Here is a 17,523-nt window from a genome sequence, read left to right on the forward strand (position 1 = left end):
AAAACAGCAGCGTTTCACCTAAACTAACTCGGCAAACGCGGCAAAGCTGGAGCATAATGCTCCAGCTTTTTTGAATAATATTGGGATATGAGTGAATCTTTCACTTCAATCAGTCTTACTTCGGCGAATTTGTGGTAAAATAGGACAAAAACTGGCATCGTTGAAATTTGTCAAAGTAGGTGGAAAGATTGAAGCTTTTAATAAAAGCGCCGGCTAAAATTAATCTATCACTGGATGTTTTATATAAACGGCCTGATGGCTACCATGAAGTCGAAATGGTGATGACCACGATTGATCTCGCCGATCGTGTCGAATTGACATTGCTCGACAGGGATACAATCAAAATCAATTCACAGAACCGGTTTGTACCGGATGACCACCGAAACCTGGCTTATCAGGCGGCATTGCTGCTGAAAGAAAGGTTCAATGTCAAACAGGGTGTTTCCATTATGATAGAAAAAATGGTCCCAGTGGCAGCTGGACTGGCAGGTGGTAGCAGCGACGCAGCCGCTGCTCTCAGAGGACTCAATAAGCTATGGGGCCTTGGTCTTTCCCTTGACGAACTTGCAGAGCTTGGAGCAGAAATCGGCTCCGATGTATCCTTTTGTGTTTATGGAGGCACAGCCCTGGCAACTGGAAGAGGCGAGAAAATCATGCAGCTCCCTGCACCTCCGACATGCTGGATTGTCCTTGCTAAACCGTTTATTGGTGTTTCTACGGCCGAGGTATACCGAAAGCTTAACGTAAACGCAGTCAAGCACCCTGATACGAAAGAAATGATCAAAGCCATCGAGACGAATGATTTCGGGAAGATGTGCAACGAAGTCGGGAATGTCCTGGAGGATGTCACCCTGGGCCTTCATCCAGAGGTTGCGCAGATCAAGGACCAGATGCAGCGATTTGGTGCCGATGCTGTCCTGATGAGCGGCAGCGGTCCGACGGTTTTCAGTCTTGTTGAACATGATTCAAGAATGCATCGCATCTATAACGGTCTCAGAGGGTTCTGTGACCAGGTATTTGCTGTCAGAATGCTTGGAGAAAGACATACTCTTGATTGAATCCGTATATTGATGCTATATTTAGTATAGAATATTCGGGTTTTGGAGGTTCGCAAATGAAATTTCGGCGCAGTGAACGATTGATCGATATGACAAATTATCTGCTTGAACATCCCCGGGAACTGGTTCCACTTACTTTCTTTGCCGAACGATACGGATCTGCTAAGTCATCGATCAGTGAGGATCTTGGGATAATCAAAGAAACTTTTGAGCAAAGGGGAATTGGCATTCTCCAGACGGTTCCAGGCGCAGCTGGAGGCGTGAAATTCCATGTCCAGGCAGCTGATGAGGAAGCAAAAGGGCTGATTGAAGAATTATGCGGGATTATGGAAAGCCCGGAAAGGCTTTTGCCAGGCGGGTATTTGTACATGAACGATATTTTGGGCAACCCATCCATTGTGAAAAAAGTAGGAAGAATCATTGCCTCAGCCTACTCCTCTCCTGCTATTGATGTGGTGATGACAGTGGCGACGAAAGGAATTCCTATTGCCTACGCAGTGGCAAGCTACCTTAATGTTCCTGTTGTGATTGTCAGAAGGGATCCAAAAGTTACAGAGGGTTCAACAGTAAGCATCAACTATGTATCAGGATCATCAAAACGGATCCAGACAATGGTATTGTCCAAGCGCAGCCTTCCGGAAGGTTCCCGTGTCCTCATTGTCGATGATTTTATGAAAGCCGGCGGCACTGTAACCGGGATGGTGAACCTTCTTGAGGAATTCAAAGCAACGGTTGCGGGCATAGCAGTCCTTGTAGAGTCGGAAAATGCAGAAGAACGGCTGATTGATGAGTATCTGTCGCTTGTGCGTTTATCGGATGTCGATGTAAAAGATAAAAGGATTACCGTCAGCGAAGGAAATTTTTTTACAAGGAAAGAATCATAACAAGGGGTGGTAGACATGAAAGCAGTCCAAACTAATCAAGCACCGGCGGCCATCGGTCCATATTCACAGGGAGTTGTTGTCAATAACCTTTTTTTTAGTTCAGGCCAAATTCCTTTAACGCCTCAAGGGGTCATGATTGAGGGCGGAGTTAAAGAACAAACGCACCAGGTGCTCCAAAATCTTCGGGCGGTACTTGAGGGAGCTGGCGCATCTTTTGAAACTGTTGTCAAAACAACGGTTTTTATCAGCAACATGGATGATTTTGCTCAATTGAATGAAGTGTATGGTGAGTATTTCGATACGCACAAACCAGCGCGCTCGACTGTTGAAGTTGCAAGGCTTCCGAAGGATGCGCTCGTGGAAATAGAAGCAGTGGCGCTCGTTAAGTAACGGGCGTTTTTTTGCAGTTATTTCTACCAGTTATTTTTCCTTATACTAACAACTGTAGGTCTAATGGCATAAGTTCACCAAATTGCCCTACTTTTTCAAAAAAAATACCTCCCGAGGAAGGAAATCCATGTTTGCTGTTGAATTATATAACATAGATTTTATCTATCCGCAAAAAGGTGGTGAACAGAATGGAAGTAACTGACGTAAGATTGCGCCGTGTGACTACAGATGGACGGATGAGAGCAATTGCTTCCATCACTCTTGATAACGAATTCGTGGTTCATGATATTCGTGTCATTGATGGAAATAACGGATTGTTCGTGGCAATGCCAAGCAAGCGTACTCCTGATGGTGAGTTCAGGGATATTGCCCACCCGATCAATTCTGGCACTCGAGGTAAGATCCAGGAAGCCGTGCTGGCTGAATACCACCGTTTAGGTGAACTTGAAGTGGAATTTGAAGAAGCCGGTGCATCATAAAGAGAATAAGACAATCAAGGGGGGCCTACTTCATAAGTAAGGCTCTTTTTTAATACCCAGGCTTTTCCGTTGATAAACCTCTTTTTCCTCTTTTTTTCTCCAAATTCCGGAATTCCCGGGTTTTATACTAAAATGTTAAATGTTTCACATAGCTATCATTTGTTGAAATGAATCGTTATTTAGGATATATTCTTAATGGATAAAAAGGTAATTGGAGGCCTGCTGATGTCTAATCGTTATGCAATCATTCTGGCAGCCGGACAGGGTACGAGAATGAAATCAAAGCTCTATAAAGTTCTTCACCCAGTGTGCGGCAAACCAATGGTTGAGCATGTTATTGACCAGGTAAGAAGTCTTGATATAAAGGATGCTGTGACGATTGTCGGTCACGGCGCTGAAAATGTCAAGGCACGTCTTGGAGGAAAATGTGAGTATGCCCTGCAGGAAGAACAGTTGGGTACAGCACATGCTGTCCTTCAGTCAAAGCATATTCTCGGCGGCAAAGAAGGGCTAACTCTTGTTGTATGCGGCGACACACCGCTTGTGACAGCTCAAACAATGGAAGCGCTTTTCCTTCACCATGAGAAGAGCAAGGCAAAAGCAACGGTCCTGACAGCTTGTACTGCCAATCCAGCCGGCTACGGAAGGATTGTTAGGAGCGAAGAAGGCTTTGTCGAGAAAATCGTCGAGCATAAGGATGCATCGGAAGAAGAACTGCAAATCGGGGAAATTAATACAGGTACATATTGCTTTGATAATCAGGCATTGTTTGAAGCAATTGAGAATGTATCCAACGACAACGCCCAGGGTGAATACTACTTACCCGATGTTATTGAAATTCTGAAAAAGCAGGGCGAAATTGTTTCTGCTTATATCACGGACAATTTCGAAGAAACGATGGGTGTCAATGACAGGGTTGCCCTGGCTGAAGCGGAACGACTCATGAGAAAAAGGATCAACGAGCACCATATGAGGAACGGTGTTACCATCATTGATCCTGCAGGCACCTATATTGATACGGACGCAGTGATTGGCCAGGATACAGTCATTTACCCGGGAACGGTGATTTCAGGCAAGACAGCCATTGGCCCGGACTGTGTGATTGGACCGAATTCGGAAATCAGCAACTCTTCCATTGGAAGTGCTACAGTAATCCGCCAGTCTGCTGTTTTTGACAGCAGCGTGGGTTCAACTGTGGCCATAGGGCCGTTTGCCCATATCCGCCCTCAGTCGGATATCCATGATGAAGTGAAGATCGGCAACTTTGTCGAAATTAAAAAAGCCGTGTTTGGAAAAGGAAGCAAAGCTTCGCATTTAAGCTATATTGGAGATGCAGAAGTTGGCAGCGATGTGAACCTTGGCTGCGGCTCTATTACGGTAAACTATGATGGGAAAAACAAACATCTGACGAAAATTGAAGACGGTGTATTCATTGGCTGCAATTCCAACCTCGTCGCCCCGGTGACTGTTGGAAAGGGAGCCTATGTGGCAGCAGGTTCAACGGTGACAGAAGATGTTCCTGGAGAGGCGCTTGCAATTGCTCGTGCCCGTCAGGTGAACAAGGAAAATTACGTAGAAAAAATGAATGTACGGAAATAATTCTTGGAGGTCCACCATGTCAAATCAGTATTTAGACCCTAATTTAAAAGTATTTAGCTTGAATTCCAATCCCGAACTTGCAGAAGAAATCGCAAAAGTAATCGGTGTCGAGCTGGGAAAATGTTCAGTTTCGCGTTTCAGCGACGGTGAAATCCAGATCAATATCGAAGAAAGCATCCGCGGCTGCGATGTATTCGTCATCCAATCCACAAGCTCTCCTGTCAATGAGCATATCATGGAGCTCCTGATTATGATTGATGCTTTAAAACGCGCATCTGCCAAGACAATCAATATCGTTATTCCGTATTACGGATATGCCCGTCAGGACCGTAAAGCGCGGGCTCGTGAACCGATTACTGCCAAGCTTGTTGCAAACCTGCTTGAGACAGCCGGTTCGACGCGTGTCATCACGCTTGATTTGCATGCACCGCAAATCCAGGGATTCTTTGATATTCCGATTGACCACCTTATGGGTGTGCCAATTTTGTCAGAGTACTTCAAGAACAGAATGCTTGGCAGAGACATCGTCATTGTTTCTCCTGACCACGGCGGTGTGACAAGGGCAAGAAAAATGGCAGAACGCCTGAAAGCGCCAATTGCCATCATTGATAAACGCCGTCCAAAACCGAATGTTGCTGAAGTCATGAACATTGTCGGACACATTGAAGGTAAGGTTGCCATCCTGATTGATGACATCATCGATACGGCAGGCACTATCACACTAGCTGCCAATGCTCTTGTGGAAAACGGTGCGCTTGAAGTTCATGCATGCTGTACACATCCAGTTCTTTCCGGGCCGGCAATTGAACGGATCGAGCAATCGAAAATCAAGGAATTGGTCGTTACCAATACAATTGCACTTGAGGATGAAAAACGGATCGGGAAAATTGTCGAGCTATCTGTGGCTCCATTGATTGGCGAAGCCATCATCCGCGTCCACGAAGAACAGTCCGTTAGCACATTGTTTGATTGATTAGTATACAGTCTAGGCTTGCTTAACGGCAAGTCTTAAGCTGTTTCATTGCAGGCACCGATGCTTTTTGGGTTTAAACCTTCCTGTTTTAGGGCATTTTTTATAAAGAGCCATCATTCAATATATGGAAGGGGATCTTTTTTATGAGCTCGGTATTGAATGCAAAAGAACGTACGGATTTAAGGACTTCAAGTCTGAGAAAGCTTCGAAATGAAGGGAATATTCCTGCTGTCGTATACGGAAACAGCGTTGACAGCAGACCGGTGTATGTTAGCGGGGCTGATTTCCAGAAAATAATCCGCGAGGTAGGCCGGAATGGAGTCATTTCACTTAATGTAGGCGGAAGCAGCCAGAATGTCATTTTGAGCAGCTACCAGGAGGACGCGATTAAGCGGGAAATCCTCCATGCTGATTTTTTGGCAGTGGATATGTCAACGGAGGTCAGCGCCAACGTCAGAATCAACCTGACTGGCAAAGCAGCCGGAGTGAAAGACGGAGGCGTCATGCAGCAGCCAGTGCATGAGCTTTCCATAACAGCGACGCCAAACAATATCCCGCCATCATTGGATGTGGACATCAGCTCGCTGCAGGTTGGTGAGAACCTTACCGTGGCGGACATTAAAAAAGGCACTCTGGACTTTCAGATTCAGGATGATGAGGAAACGGTCATCGTTTCCATTCTTCCTCCTAAACAGGAGGAGGAAATCAATAGCGGGGAACAACAAGAGCCCGGAATACCTGAAAATGAGGAAGGCAGAGAAACAAAAGCAAGCGAGAAGTAGCAGCAGAATAGACGTAACCTTCTGGGTTACGTCTTTTAACGTAGATAAGGAAAAGCTGGAATAATGGTGGAGGATTAGGTATGAGATTAATTGTGGGATTGGGAAATCCGGGGAAACCCTACGAGCGGACGAGACACAACATTGGGTTTGATGTGATTGACGAAATTTCAGGCCGTTTCAATATTCCGTTGAATCAGGCTAAATTCAAGGGCGTGTACGGTTTAGGACTTGTACAAAGGGAAAAGGTCATCCTGCTGAAGCCACTCACGTATATGAACTTGTCGGGGGAATCAATCCGTCCACTGATGGATTATTATAATATCAGTCTTGAAGAGCTGCTCATCATTTACGACGACCTGGACTTGCCGACTGGAAAGATCCGCCTGCGTGAAAAAGGCAGTGCCGGAGGGCATAACGGGATCAAGTCAACTATCGCCCATGTTGGGGCGCAGGAGTTTAAACGGATCCGTGTTGGAATCAGCAGGCCGCAAAACGGGATGGCTGTTGCTGATTATGTTTTGGGAAAGTTCAGCAGCGATGAACAGCCGAAGATGGAAGCGGCAGCCGCCAAGGCAGCGGAGGCTTGTGAAATGTGGCTGACCGAACCGTTCCTGAAGGTGATGAATACCTTTAATCAGCAAGCATAACAGATAGGGTTATAAACATATGATAAGCTATATGAATAAGTTTCTCCCAAAGAGCCAATAATAGGGCTGATGGAATGAACGGGGGAGGGACAGGCATGGCAATCCACTATTACTGCCGTCACTGCGGTGTCAAAATTGGCTCCTTGGAGAAAGTCTCCTATTATAGTGACAGCCTTGGCATCAATAAGCTGTCAGAGGCTGAGCGTCAGGAAATGGTTTCATATGAAAGCAGCGGAGATATCCATATAAAGTCGATCTGTGAAGATTGTCAGGAAGCATTGGAACGAAATCCAGGCTTCCATGAGCATGATTACTTAATTCACTGAAACGCTTTGGACTTGTCATCCAAAGCATTTTTCTGTTGTGTTATTTATTGCAGGTTTAGGACTCTAATGTATATGACAGAAGGCATGCCAAACAGGGTAGACGGTTAACCCCCCAGTCCCTGAAGGCGCCGAATTTATAAAAGGGGAGAGGTTGGGATGCAGGGGCTCAAAGCTCTGTTTAGTCTGCAGGATGATGTCCATTCGGTTGTTTCCGGCCTGAAGGAAGGGCTGAGGGAACAGCTTGTAGCAGGTCTTTCCGGCTCAGCGAGGACGGTTTTTTTCGCCTCCGTTTTTGAGCATATAAACAAGCCTGTTCTTATCATTACACATAATTTGCTGCAGGCCCAAAAGCTGTATGATGATATGGCGAACCTGGCGGGTGAGAATCATGTTTTTCTATACCCAGCCAATGAATTGATTGCGGCCGAACTAAGCGTATCGTCGCCAGAGTTAAAAGCGCAGCGGATTGAAGCATTAAATCAGTGGGCGGCCAGCGGGCGCGGTATCGTCATTGCCCCGGTGGCAGGGCTGAGAAAAATCCTTCCGCCGAAAGACTTATGGTCAAGATTCCAGGTCAATTTTTCCGTTGGTGAAGAAGTAAGCTTGGAAGATATGCTGAACCAATTTGTCTATATGGGCTATGCAAGGACAGAAATGGTCTCTGCCCCTGGCGAGTTCAGTGTACGCGGTGGAATCATTGATATATACCCGCTTACAGCTGCAGACCCATTGCGGATTGAACTTTTTGATACAGAAGTAGACTCGATTCGATCGTTCTCGCTTGATGACCAGCGGTCGATTGATAAAATGATGGAGGTTTCCATAGGTCCGGCAGTGGAGAGCCCTGTGGAAAACAGTCATTTGAAAAGGCTCGCAGAGGCACTTGAATCAGGACTTGCCGGAAGTTTAAAAAAGCTGAAGGACGAAAAGGCGAAGAGCCAGCTTGCGCAAAACGTCGGATACGAACTAGAACAGCTTCGCAGCGGGCAGAAGCCTGAACAGCTGTTCAAATACTTATCAATCGCCTATGAAAAGCCTCAAAGTTTGCTAGATTACTTGCCGGAAAACGGGATGGTCTTTATCGATGAGGCCAGCAGAGTCCAGGAAATGAATGAATCTCTCGGGAAGGAAGAAGCAGAGTGGTATACAAGTCTTCTTGCCGAGGGACAGATTATTCATAATCTAAAAGTGTCACACAATCTCCCTGAGCTTCTGCAGCAAAATAACAGGCCTGTCATCTATATGTCTTTGTTCCTGAGGCATGTGATGAATACGAATCCGCAGAATATCATCAATGTTTCCTGCAAGCCAATGCAGAATTTCCACGGCCAGATGAATCTTCTGAAGGCTGAACTTGACCGCTGGAAAAAAGGGAATTATACGGTTGTTTTTCTGGGCGCGGATGAAGAGCGTACAGGCAAGCTGGAAAGAGTGCTGGAAGACTACGAGATGCCGGCATTCCGGGTTAAAGATGGTCAGCAGCTGTTGGCGGGGAAAGCACAGATTTTAAAAGGCAGTCTAAATACCGGGTTTGAAATGCCTATCCAGAAGCTGGCGGTCATTACAGAAGAAGAGCTTTTTAACAAAAGGACGAAAAAAACTCAACGACGCCAGAAGCTTTCAAATGCGGAGAGGATCAAAAGCTATTCGGAACTGAAAGCCGGGGACTATGTGGTCCATGTAAACCACGGAATTGGAAAATACCTAGGGATTGAAACGCTTGTAATCAACGGAATCCACAAGGACTACCTTCATATCCGCTACCAGGGTACCGACAAGCTGTACGTCCCGGTAGAACAGATTGACCTAGTCCAGAAGTATGTCGGTTCAGAAGGAAAAGAACCAAAGATTTATAAACTGGGCGGCAGTGATTGGAAACGGGTCAAAAGCAAGGTTCAGTCTTCTGTCGAGAATATTGCTGATGATTTAATCAAACTCTATGCAGAAAGGGAAGCAAGTGAGGGATATGCTTTTTCGCCTGATGGCGATATGCAGCGGGAGTTTGAGATATCGTTTCCATACCAGGAAACAGCGGATCAGATACGCTCCATCCATGAAATCAAAAAAGATATGGAGCGGCTGCGGCCGATGGATCGCCTGCTTTGCGGAGATGTTGGTTACGGCAAAACCGAGGTTGCGATAAGGGCGGCTTTCAAGGCGATCGCCGATGGCAAACAAGTGGCTTTCCTCGTTCCGACAACCATTCTTGCCCAGCAGCATTATGAGACAATGAGAGAAAGGTTCCAGGACTATCCGATTAATATTGGCCTTCTCAGCAGATTCAGGACAAGGAAGCAGCAGACTGAAACAATTAAAGGATTGAAGGCGGGAAGCGTCGATATTGTGGTAGGTACACACCGTATTCTTTCTAAAGATATCAGCTACCGGGACCTTGGTCTTCTCATCATTGATGAAGAGCAGCGTTTTGGCGTTACACATAAAGAGAAAATCAAGCAGCTGAAAACGAATGTGGACGTTCTGACACTGACGGCCACTCCGATTCCGCGGACACTGCATATGTCAATGCTTGGAGTGCGCGACTTGTCGGTCATCGAGACACCTCCGGAAAATCGCTTCCCTGTCCAGACATATGTGATGGAATATAACGGGGGTCTTGTCCGGGAAGCAATTGAGCGTGAACTGGCAAGGGACGGGCAGGTTTACTTTCTTTATAATCGTGTTGAGGATATTGAAAGGAAAGCTGAAGAGATATCCATGCTGGTACCTGATGCCCGCGTGACCTTCGCCCACGGAAGAATGACAGAGAATGAGCTTGAATCCGTCATGCTTGGATTTTTGGAGGGAGAATATGATGTCCTTGTCAGTACGACGATCATTGAAACCGGTGTGGACATACCCAATGTTAATACGCTGATTGTCCATGATGCGGATAAGATGGGTCTGTCCCAGCTTTATCAGCTGCGCGGGCGTGTCGGGCGTTCCAACCGGGTTGCATACGCTTATTTTACCTATCGGAAAGACAAGGTTTTGACAGAAGTGGCTGAAAAAAGGCTTCAGGCCATCAAGGAGTTCACAGAGCTTGGTTCAGGCTTTAAAATTGCGATGCGCGATTTATCCATCCGCGGAGCCGGCAACCTGCTGGGTGCGGAGCAGCACGGATTTATCGATTCTGTAGGCTTCGATCTTTACTCCCAAATGCTCCAGGAAGCAATTGAGGAACGAAAAGACAGCCATGAACAGGCGCCAAAAAGGCCGTCGGTCGAGATTGATCTCCAGGCTGATGCGTATATCCCGGATGCCTATATTGCGGATGGGCACCAGAAGATTGAAATGTATAAACGTTTCCGCGGGCTGACCAGTCTCAATGATATTGAGGAATTAAAGGAAGAAATGGTCGACCGTTTTGGTGACTATCCTGCCGAAGTGGCATGCCTGTTCCTAATCGCGGAGCTGAAAGTATATGCAGAAACTGCGGGAGTCGAGACAATCAAACAGTCCAAGCAGGAAGTGGCAATCTTGCTGACGGAAGATGGAAGCAGCAGGATAGATGGACAGAAGATTTTCAAGATAACCAGTACGCACCGTAAGACTGTGGGTCTCGGAATGGAGGGCAAAAAGCTGAAAATTGCTGTCCATACGAAGGGGCTTGAGCAGGATAAATGGCTAAGCCTTGTTTTTGAGATGATAAAGGGGCTTCACGATTCTGTTGATTTACATGAGAACAGCGTATCTTGATGAAAGGCAGTTGAGTTTGTAATACAACTGTAAAATTGGAAAGTGTTTCAAAAAACGGAGAGATGGGTATTTCATGGACAGAGGGTCCATGCTGGAAGGTTTATCCGTTTTTGGCACGATTATCACCTGCGAGAAAAAGTATTACAGGTGTATAGAAATTTCCATATGAAAGATACTAAGTTCAAACTTGGCAGGGTTGATAAAAAAAGGGTTCACTAGTCCCGCCAAATAATCACCAGATGAAAGTGAGGCAACGTGGATGAAAGCAACAGGTATTGTTCGTCGAATCGATGATTTAGGTCGGGTGGTTATACCGAAAGAAATCCGGAGAACACTCCGTATCCGCGAGGGTGATCCGCTTGAAATTTTCGTTGACAGGGATGGAGAAGTTATCCTCAAAAAATATTCGCCCATCAGCGAGTTAGGCGATTTTGCAAGAGAATATGCTGAAGCATTATACGACAGCCTTGGCAATCCCGTGCTTATTTGCGACAGGGATACCTACATTGCTGTAGCAGGCGGTTCCAAGAAAGATTACTTAAATAAAAACATCAGTGAACTTGTGGAAAAGACAATGGAGGACCGCGGTTCAATCCTAATGAACCAGCAGGCTACCGTCTCTTTGATCGACGGAACTGATGAAACAGCATCGTCTTATACGATTGGACCAATCATTGCTAATGGAGACCCTATCGGCGCAGTTATCATTTTTTCAAAAGAAGGCACTCTCGGTGAAGTCGAGCAAAAAGCGGTAGAAACAGCGGCAGGATTCCTCGCAAGGCAAATGGAACAGTAAGAAGAAAAGCGGAAGCGCCCGTTAAGCGGCGTATGGACTGGAGTACACCGGCACGAGATAAAGGAAACACGAAGAGCGTTAGCGATTCGATGTTGACTTATCGTAGAGAGGTGGACGAAGTCTACTAGGCGCTGGGCGCAGTAGCTGGACAAAGAAAGGCGGAGGTGCCCGTCAAGCGGCGTATGGACTGGAGTCAGTCATCCAAGCAATAAATGTATACTTTCCTATCTAAAAAAGGCGGCCAAAGGGCTGCCTTTTTTTGGATTTGTCGCTGGCAAATATGCTTTTACTTTATGTTATAATACTTTGGATGCCAGGATGGAGGGAGCTGGGCGATGAAGCCCGTTACAGAATCTAATGAACTTTTCAGGGGGGCACTGATCCTTACCGCGGCCGCATTAGTAACGAAAATATTAAGCGCCATTTATCGTGTGCCTTTCCAAAATATCGTCGGTGATATCGGCTTTTACATTTATCAGCAGGTGTATCCATTTTATGGGGCGCTGCTGGTTTTATCTACATACGGTTTCCCTGTTATCATATCAAAGCTTTATACAGAGAGGCAGGCAAAAGGGGACGATGCTGGAGCTGCCAGGCTCATTGTCATTTCCCTTATGGTTCTGTCTGTTTTGGGGATGGGTCTCTTTCTTCTGTTCTTTTTAGGGGATGATATGCTTGCGAGCCTCATGGGCGACCCGAGGCTGGCCCTTTTATTCCGGGTGATTGCAGTGCCTTTTTTATTTTTCCCATTCATCTCTGTATTTCGGGGGTATTTTCAGGGCAAGGGTAATATGATGCCGACGGCAGTTTCCCAGGTAGGCGAGCAGCTTGTAAGGGTCATTACCATTTTGTCGCTTTCAGCAGTGTTTGTACATAGCGGCTATTCTCTATACTACGCAGGAGGAGGCGCGGTATTTGGCTCAGTCACTGGCGGAGCAGTCTCTGTCGCCATTTTAAGCCTGTTTTTTCTCAGGACGGGAGAAAATGCTCCACTGCAGCAGCTGGAAAAAAAGAGTTTAGCCAGCGATTTCGCCGGGGTTGCCAAAGTACTGGCAGTCCAAGGGCTCGCTGTCAGCATTAGCGGCATGCTGCTTATATTGCTGCAAATGGCTGATTCTCTTAACATGTACTCCCTTTTGCTTTCTTTTGGCCTGTCTAGCGACGAAGCGAAGACGGCGAAGGGTGTTTTTGACAGAGGGCAGCCGCTCATCCAATTAGGGACGGTTGTGGCAACGTCCATCAGCTTGTCGCTCGTGCCTGCGATATCGGCGGGCATGCTTAAGGAACGGAAAGAACAGACGGCCATGCATATCAGGCTGGCGCTTGGGACAAGCCTCCTCGTCGGTGCAGGGGCAGCGGCCGGCCTTATTAGCATCATTCGCCCGGTCAACATTATGCTGTTTGAGAATGCTGACGGATCCGGTGTATTGGCTGTACTAAGCCTCGCTATACTATTCGGCTCAATGACGATTACGGTGAATGGAATTCTTCAGGGAATGGGCCATTCATTGTTCACGGCATTTGTTATTACCGGCGGGTTTTGCTTAAAATATATATTAAACCTTTTGTTTGTTCCATTTAGCGGGACAATGGGCGCAGCTGCGGCTACTGTCATCGCCATCATGGCTGTTCTGGCTGTTTTGGCGGTGAAGCTTCAAAAACTGATGGAAAAGCAAATCCTATTGCCGTCGATTATTGGGAAAATCCTGCTAGCGTCTTGCTTGATGGGAGTTTTTCTCACTGTTTACTTAAGGCTAACAAACTTTTTATATTTACTGGCAGACTTAAGGCTTGCGGCAGCGGCTCAGTCACTCAGTGCTGTGGCCTTTGGTTTTTTTTTCTATTTAGTGGTTGTAATCAAAGGCAGGGTACTTCAGGAAGAAGCGCTATTAGCCGTTCCGTTTGGAAGCAGGCTTATGTTCCTATTCCCTAAAAAAGGAGGAAATGACAAGAAATGAATCAGCAAATTACTGTAATCGGTCTGGGCGCTGGTGATCTTGACCAGCTGCCATATGGCGTTTATAAAAAACTGACTAAAAACCATGACAAGCTTTTTCTTCGTACAAAAGAGCATCCAGCTGTTGCGGAACTTGAACAAGAAGGTTATACTTTTCAGTCATTTGATTCTATTTATGAAAAGCACAGCACATTTGAGGAGGTATATGAGGAAATTTGCAGTACCCTTCTTTCTGAGGCTGAACACCAGCCTATTGTTTACGCTGTTCCAGGACATCCCCTTGTTGCGGAGTTTACCGTACAGCTTTTGCTGAAAAGGGCGCCAATGCTGGGCATTTCTATCGAAATTGGAGGAGGGCAAAGCTTCCTTGATGCAATCTTTCAAGCTTTGAAGATTGATCCGGTAGAAGGATTTGAACTTCTTGATGGCACTGCCCTTACAAGGGACGACTTCAACCCGCGTACCCATACGGTGATTGGACAGGTGTATGATCAGTTTGTTGCCTCGGAGGTAAAGCTTACGCTGATGGAAAAGCTCCCTGATGACTATGAAGTCATGATCGTTACAGCAGCCGGCAGCAAAGGGGAAAAGTTAAGAAGTGTTCCTTTGTACGAGCTTGACAGGGGAATGGAAGTGGACAACCTGACTTCTGTCTATGTTCCGCCTGTCCGAGATGACAAGCTTCTTTACAGGGAATTCAGCACTTTGCGCAAGATTATCAGTGATCTCCGGGGACCGGAGGGCTGTCCGTGGGACAAGAAGCAGTCACATATGTCGCTGAAGAAGTATTTAATCGAAGAAGCGTACGAATTAATCGATGCGATTAATTCTGACGATATTGACAATATGATTGAAGAGCTCGGAGACGTTCTTCTTCAGGTCATGCTCCACGCTCAGATTGGCGATGATGAAGGTTTCTTTGCCATTGAGGATGTGATAGAATGCCTTTCTGAAAAGATGGTCCGCCGCCATCCGCATGTATTCGGCAATGCGACAGCTGAAAATGAAGAAGAAGTGCTTCAAAACTGGCAGGAGATCAAGCAAAAAGAAAAAGGAAACGAAAAGGGAAAAAAATCATTGCTTGAAGATTCCGGAAAGGGCCTTCCAGGCTTGCTTAAGGCTTTTCAGCTTCAAAAGGAAGCGGCCAAAACAGGTTTTGACTGGCCGGATATAGCTCCGGTCATCGCAAAGGTTCGCGAGGAAATCGAAGAGTTTTCTGCTGAAACCCGTAAGACAGATAACTTTAGCGAACTGGAGCTGGAGTTTGGCGATATGCTCTTTGCACTTGTCAATGTAGGAAGGCATTATAAAATCGATCCGGAAGAGGCGTTGTTTAAAGCCAACCAAAAGTTCATCCGAAGATTTGCACATATTGAAAAAAGGGTAGAAGAAAGCGGCAAGCCATTCAGTGAATTTTCGCTGGATGAACTTGATGAATTTTGGAATGAGGCAAAAAAATTCGGATTTTAGGGAAGAGGAGGTTTAAATTTTATGAGATTGGATAAATTCTTAAAGGTATCCAGACTAATTAAAAGAAGAACGCTCGCCAAAGAAGTTTCTGACCAAGGGCGGATTACTGTTAACGGCCAGACAGCAAAAGCAAGTACAACCGTAAAAGCCGGAGACGAGATGACGATTCGTTTTGGCCAAAGAAGTGTAACAGTGAGAATCGAGAGGCTTCAGGAAACATCACGTAAAGACGAAGCAGCAGAAATGTACACTGTCGTGAAGGAAGAACGAATCTCCGATCAGGAATAGGCGGCAGAAGATATTTGTTGGCTACCAGGCTTGTTCTATTTCCCTTGCCTGCCACATACATATGTACAAATCGTGCATAGATTGCGGGGGATAACAAGTGAGCCAATATTATGATTCAAATCAGCAGAAAAGCAGCGTCCCTGACCATGATGTCATCATGAGGGGGCGCAGGACGCTGGAAATCAGCGGCGTTAAGCAAGTGGAAAGCTTTGATAACGAAGAATTCCTGCTCGAAACGGTGATGGGGTTTCTGGCGATCAAAGGGCAAAATCTGCAAATGAAAAACCTTGATGTCGACAAAGGGATTGTATCAATAAAGGGAAAGGTATTTGACCTGGTCTACCTGGATGACCAGCATGGGGAGAAGGCTAAAGGGTTCTTTAGCAAATTGTTCCGATGACTTTGTCAGCCCAGTTTCTTACCATGCTAGCCATGATCGGGATGGGGACATCTTTCGGGGCATCGCTTGATACTTATAACCGTTTTTTGAAGCGCAGAAAGCGGAGCGCCTGGATTGTCTTCATTAATGACATCCTCTTTTGGATTGCCCAGGGGCTCTTTATCTTTTATGTGCTTTTTTCCATTAATCAGGGAGAACTTCGGTTTTACATTTTTATTGCGCTTTTTTGCGGATTTGCAGCCTATCAAGCATTATTTAAACGAGCTTACCTTAAATGCCTTGAGATGATTATTTCCTTGTTTATTGCGATCTATCGTATTTTAACCAGGTTATTGTACGCATTGATCATCAAGCCGCTGCGGCTATTAGTCCTTGCTTTGGTTTCAGTCTTTATTTTGACAGGAAGATTCTTTTTAGCCGTGCTAAAATTCTTTCAATCTGTAGTTTTGTGGGGTTTCAGGATAATTTGGAAACCATTACAAGGGTTTTTACGGATTATTTGGAATTTATTGCCGAAAGGTATTAAAATAATCGTCGAGAAGTTATATAATAAATTGGCAGGAATTAGAGAAAAGCTAAAGAATTTAGTAAAACAGACGATAATAAAGATAAAAAAGTATAAAAAATGAGGAGGACTGCGGGGAATGAGTGCCATTAGGAAACGTAGCATTGCCAAAATTGATAACGAGTATGTACAGCAGCGCGAAATAGCCGGGATTGCCGAAACCAGAAAACGAAAGTTGTTATTCAGGCGCCTCGCAGTCTTCACTGCTTTCGCTGCCGCTATTACTTATTTAATGATTTCTATGTTTGTCTCCCAGACATCTGTCCTTGCACAAAAACAAGCTGAGAAGGATAAGCTGGACAGGCAGCTCGAAGACCTTCAAAAGCGTGAGGAAATCCTTAAAGAAGAAGTAGTTCGGCTTAATGATGACGATTATATAGCCAAGCTTGCGCGCCGGGATTATTTCCTTTCTGAAGACAATGAAATCATCTTTAATCTTCCAAAAGACGAAAAGGAAAAAAAATCCGAATAGTCGGCTTATTGACACTGTTTTTTTCATTTGGGTATAATATACGGTAAGGTCGATTTTTTATATCTTTAAGGAGGAACAATTTTTTTATGTCAATTGAAGTAGGCAGCAAGTTACAGGGCAAGGTAACAGGGATAACAAATTTCGGAGCGTTTGTGGAGCTGCCGGGAGGATCAACGGGCCTTGTTCATATCAGTGAAGTAGCCGATAATTATGTTAAGGACATCAATGATCATCTTAAGGTCGGCGACATGGTTGAAGTCAAGGTTATCAATGTCGAGAAAGACGGCAAAATCGGATTGTCCATTAAAAAGGCAGTCGACAGGCCGGAAAGACCAGCGCGACCAGAAAGATCTGATTCAAAACCTTATTCACAGCGCCCTCGTCATGGAAGACAGAATGACAACCGTCATGCCCGTCCTGAAAATTTCGAAACAAAAATGGCGAAATTCCTTAAGGACAGCGAAGATCGTTTGTCTTCACTGAAACGCAATACAGAGTCAAAACGTGGCGGCAGAGGAGCTAAAAGAGGATAACTTGCTGCTGATTGCTCATATAAATCAAGGCAAAAACAGCCTTTTAAAGACAAGCCGTCATGGCTTGTCTTTTCTTTTAATCTTTTTCGCGCTGCGGCAGTTTCACTAGTAAAACAAGAAAAAGCACTGGCTTATGCCAGTGCTTTTTCTTGTAGAATCTGCGAGTGTCGCGTTTTTTTATGACCCCTACGGGATTCGAACCCGTGTT

The 17,523-nt window shown here is 45.6% G+C and carries 18 protein-coding genes; all 18 read left to right on the forward strand.

Annotation, left to right across the window (positions count from 1 at the left end; translation table 11 throughout):
* Positions 1–188 precede the first annotated feature (188 nt).
* The 18 genes from ispE (at position 189) to D1970_RS01485 (ending at position 17,315) form a co-directional block, all read left to right on the forward strand.
* Complete coding sequence (gene ispE / locus D1970_RS01400; protein ID WP_119111103.1) at positions 189–1,058, forward strand: 4-(cytidine 5'-diphospho)-2-C-methyl-D-erythritol kinase; 870 nt, start codon at positions 189–191, stop codon at positions 1,056–1,058.
* 56 nt (positions 1,059–1,114) lie between these two features.
* Positions 1,115–1,942 carry a pur operon repressor gene (purR, locus tag D1970_RS01405; RefSeq protein WP_119111104.1) on the forward strand — a complete coding sequence of 276 codons (828 nt, stop codon included), beginning with the start codon at positions 1,115–1,117 and terminating at the stop codon, positions 1,940–1,942.
* A gap of 15 nt (positions 1,943–1,957) precedes the next feature.
* The gene (locus D1970_RS01410) at positions 1,958–2,332 is read left to right on the forward strand and encodes a RidA family protein (protein ID WP_119111105.1); all 375 of its coding nucleotides are present in this window, start codon (positions 1,958–1,960) and stop codon (positions 2,330–2,332) included.
* Between the two features lie 188 nt (positions 2,333–2,520).
* Positions 2,521–2,811, forward strand: a complete 291-nt coding sequence (gene spoVG / locus D1970_RS01415) for a septation regulator SpoVG (RefSeq protein ID WP_027322572.1) — start codon at positions 2,521–2,523, stop codon at positions 2,809–2,811.
* 225 nt (positions 2,812–3,036) lie between these two features.
* On the forward strand, positions 3,037–4,410 hold the full coding sequence (glmU, locus tag D1970_RS01420; protein WP_119111121.1) for a bifunctional UDP-N-acetylglucosamine diphosphorylase/glucosamine-1-phosphate N-acetyltransferase GlmU: 1,374 nt from the start codon (positions 3,037–3,039) through the stop codon (positions 4,408–4,410).
* Positions 4,411–4,426: 16 nt separating this feature from the next.
* Positions 4,427–5,383: a ribose-phosphate diphosphokinase gene (locus D1970_RS01425; RefSeq protein ID WP_119111106.1), complete on the forward strand. Its 957-nt coding sequence runs from the start codon at positions 4,427–4,429 to the stop codon at positions 5,381–5,383.
* A 143-nt stretch (positions 5,384–5,526) separates the two neighbouring features.
* Positions 5,527–6,165 (forward strand): 50S ribosomal protein L25/general stress protein Ctc, encoded by a 639-nt coding sequence (locus D1970_RS01430; RefSeq protein ID WP_119111107.1) that lies wholly within the window; start codon positions 5,527–5,529, stop codon positions 6,163–6,165.
* Between the two features lie 80 nt (positions 6,166–6,245).
* On the forward strand, positions 6,246–6,812 hold the full coding sequence (gene pth, locus D1970_RS01435; RefSeq protein WP_119111108.1) for an aminoacyl-tRNA hydrolase: 567 nt from the start codon (positions 6,246–6,248) through the stop codon (positions 6,810–6,812).
* A gap of 95 nt (positions 6,813–6,907) precedes the next feature.
* Entirely contained in the window at positions 6,908–7,138 is a 231-nt protein-coding gene (fin, locus tag D1970_RS01440; protein ID WP_119111109.1) for an anti-sigma-F factor Fin, read from the forward strand.
* A gap of 156 nt (positions 7,139–7,294) precedes the next feature.
* Entirely contained in the window at positions 7,295–10,834 is a 3,540-nt protein-coding gene (gene mfd / locus D1970_RS01445; protein ID WP_119111110.1) for a transcription-repair coupling factor, read from the forward strand.
* 259 nt (positions 10,835–11,093) lie between these two features.
* On the forward strand, positions 11,094–11,630 hold the full coding sequence (spoVT, locus tag D1970_RS01450) for a stage V sporulation protein T (protein ID WP_119111111.1): 537 nt from the start codon (positions 11,094–11,096) through the stop codon (positions 11,628–11,630).
* 335 nt (positions 11,631–11,965) lie between these two features.
* Positions 11,966–13,588, forward strand: a complete 1,623-nt coding sequence (locus D1970_RS01455; protein ID WP_119111112.1) for a putative polysaccharide biosynthesis protein — start codon at positions 11,966–11,968, stop codon at positions 13,586–13,588.
* Positions 13,585–15,057 (forward strand): bifunctional methyltransferase/pyrophosphohydrolase YabN, encoded by a 1,473-nt coding sequence (gene yabN, locus D1970_RS01460; RefSeq protein ID WP_119111113.1) that lies wholly within the window; start codon positions 13,585–13,587, stop codon positions 15,055–15,057. Before D1970_RS01455 ends, yabN begins: the two co-directional genes overlap by 4 nt.
* A 21-nt stretch (positions 15,058–15,078) precedes the next feature.
* Complete coding sequence (locus D1970_RS01465; RefSeq protein WP_119111114.1) at positions 15,079–15,345, forward strand: RNA-binding S4 domain-containing protein; 267 nt, start codon at positions 15,079–15,081, stop codon at positions 15,343–15,345.
* Between the two features lie 97 nt (positions 15,346–15,442).
* Positions 15,443–15,745, forward strand: coding sequence for a sporulation protein YabP (gene yabP, locus D1970_RS01470; RefSeq protein ID WP_119111115.1), 303 nt, complete (start codon positions 15,443–15,445; stop codon positions 15,743–15,745).
* Positions 15,742–16,374, forward strand: a complete 633-nt coding sequence (gene yabQ / locus D1970_RS01475; RefSeq protein WP_119111116.1) for a spore cortex biosynthesis protein YabQ — start codon at positions 15,742–15,744, stop codon at positions 16,372–16,374. The genes yabP and yabQ overlap by 4 nt, the downstream gene beginning before the upstream one ends.
* A gap of 15 nt (positions 16,375–16,389) precedes the next feature.
* Complete coding sequence (locus D1970_RS01480; protein ID WP_119111117.1) at positions 16,390–16,782, forward strand: FtsB family cell division protein; 393 nt, start codon at positions 16,390–16,392, stop codon at positions 16,780–16,782.
* Between the two features lie 86 nt (positions 16,783–16,868).
* Positions 16,869–17,315, forward strand: a complete 447-nt coding sequence (locus D1970_RS01485; RefSeq protein WP_119111118.1) for a S1 domain-containing RNA-binding protein — start codon at positions 16,869–16,871, stop codon at positions 17,313–17,315.
* Positions 17,316–17,523 lie beyond the last annotated feature (208 nt).

This window comes from Mesobacillus zeae, assembly GCF_003570705.1.
GTDB lineage: Bacteria > Bacillota > Bacilli > Bacillales > Cytobacillaceae > Mesobacillus_C > Mesobacillus_C zeae.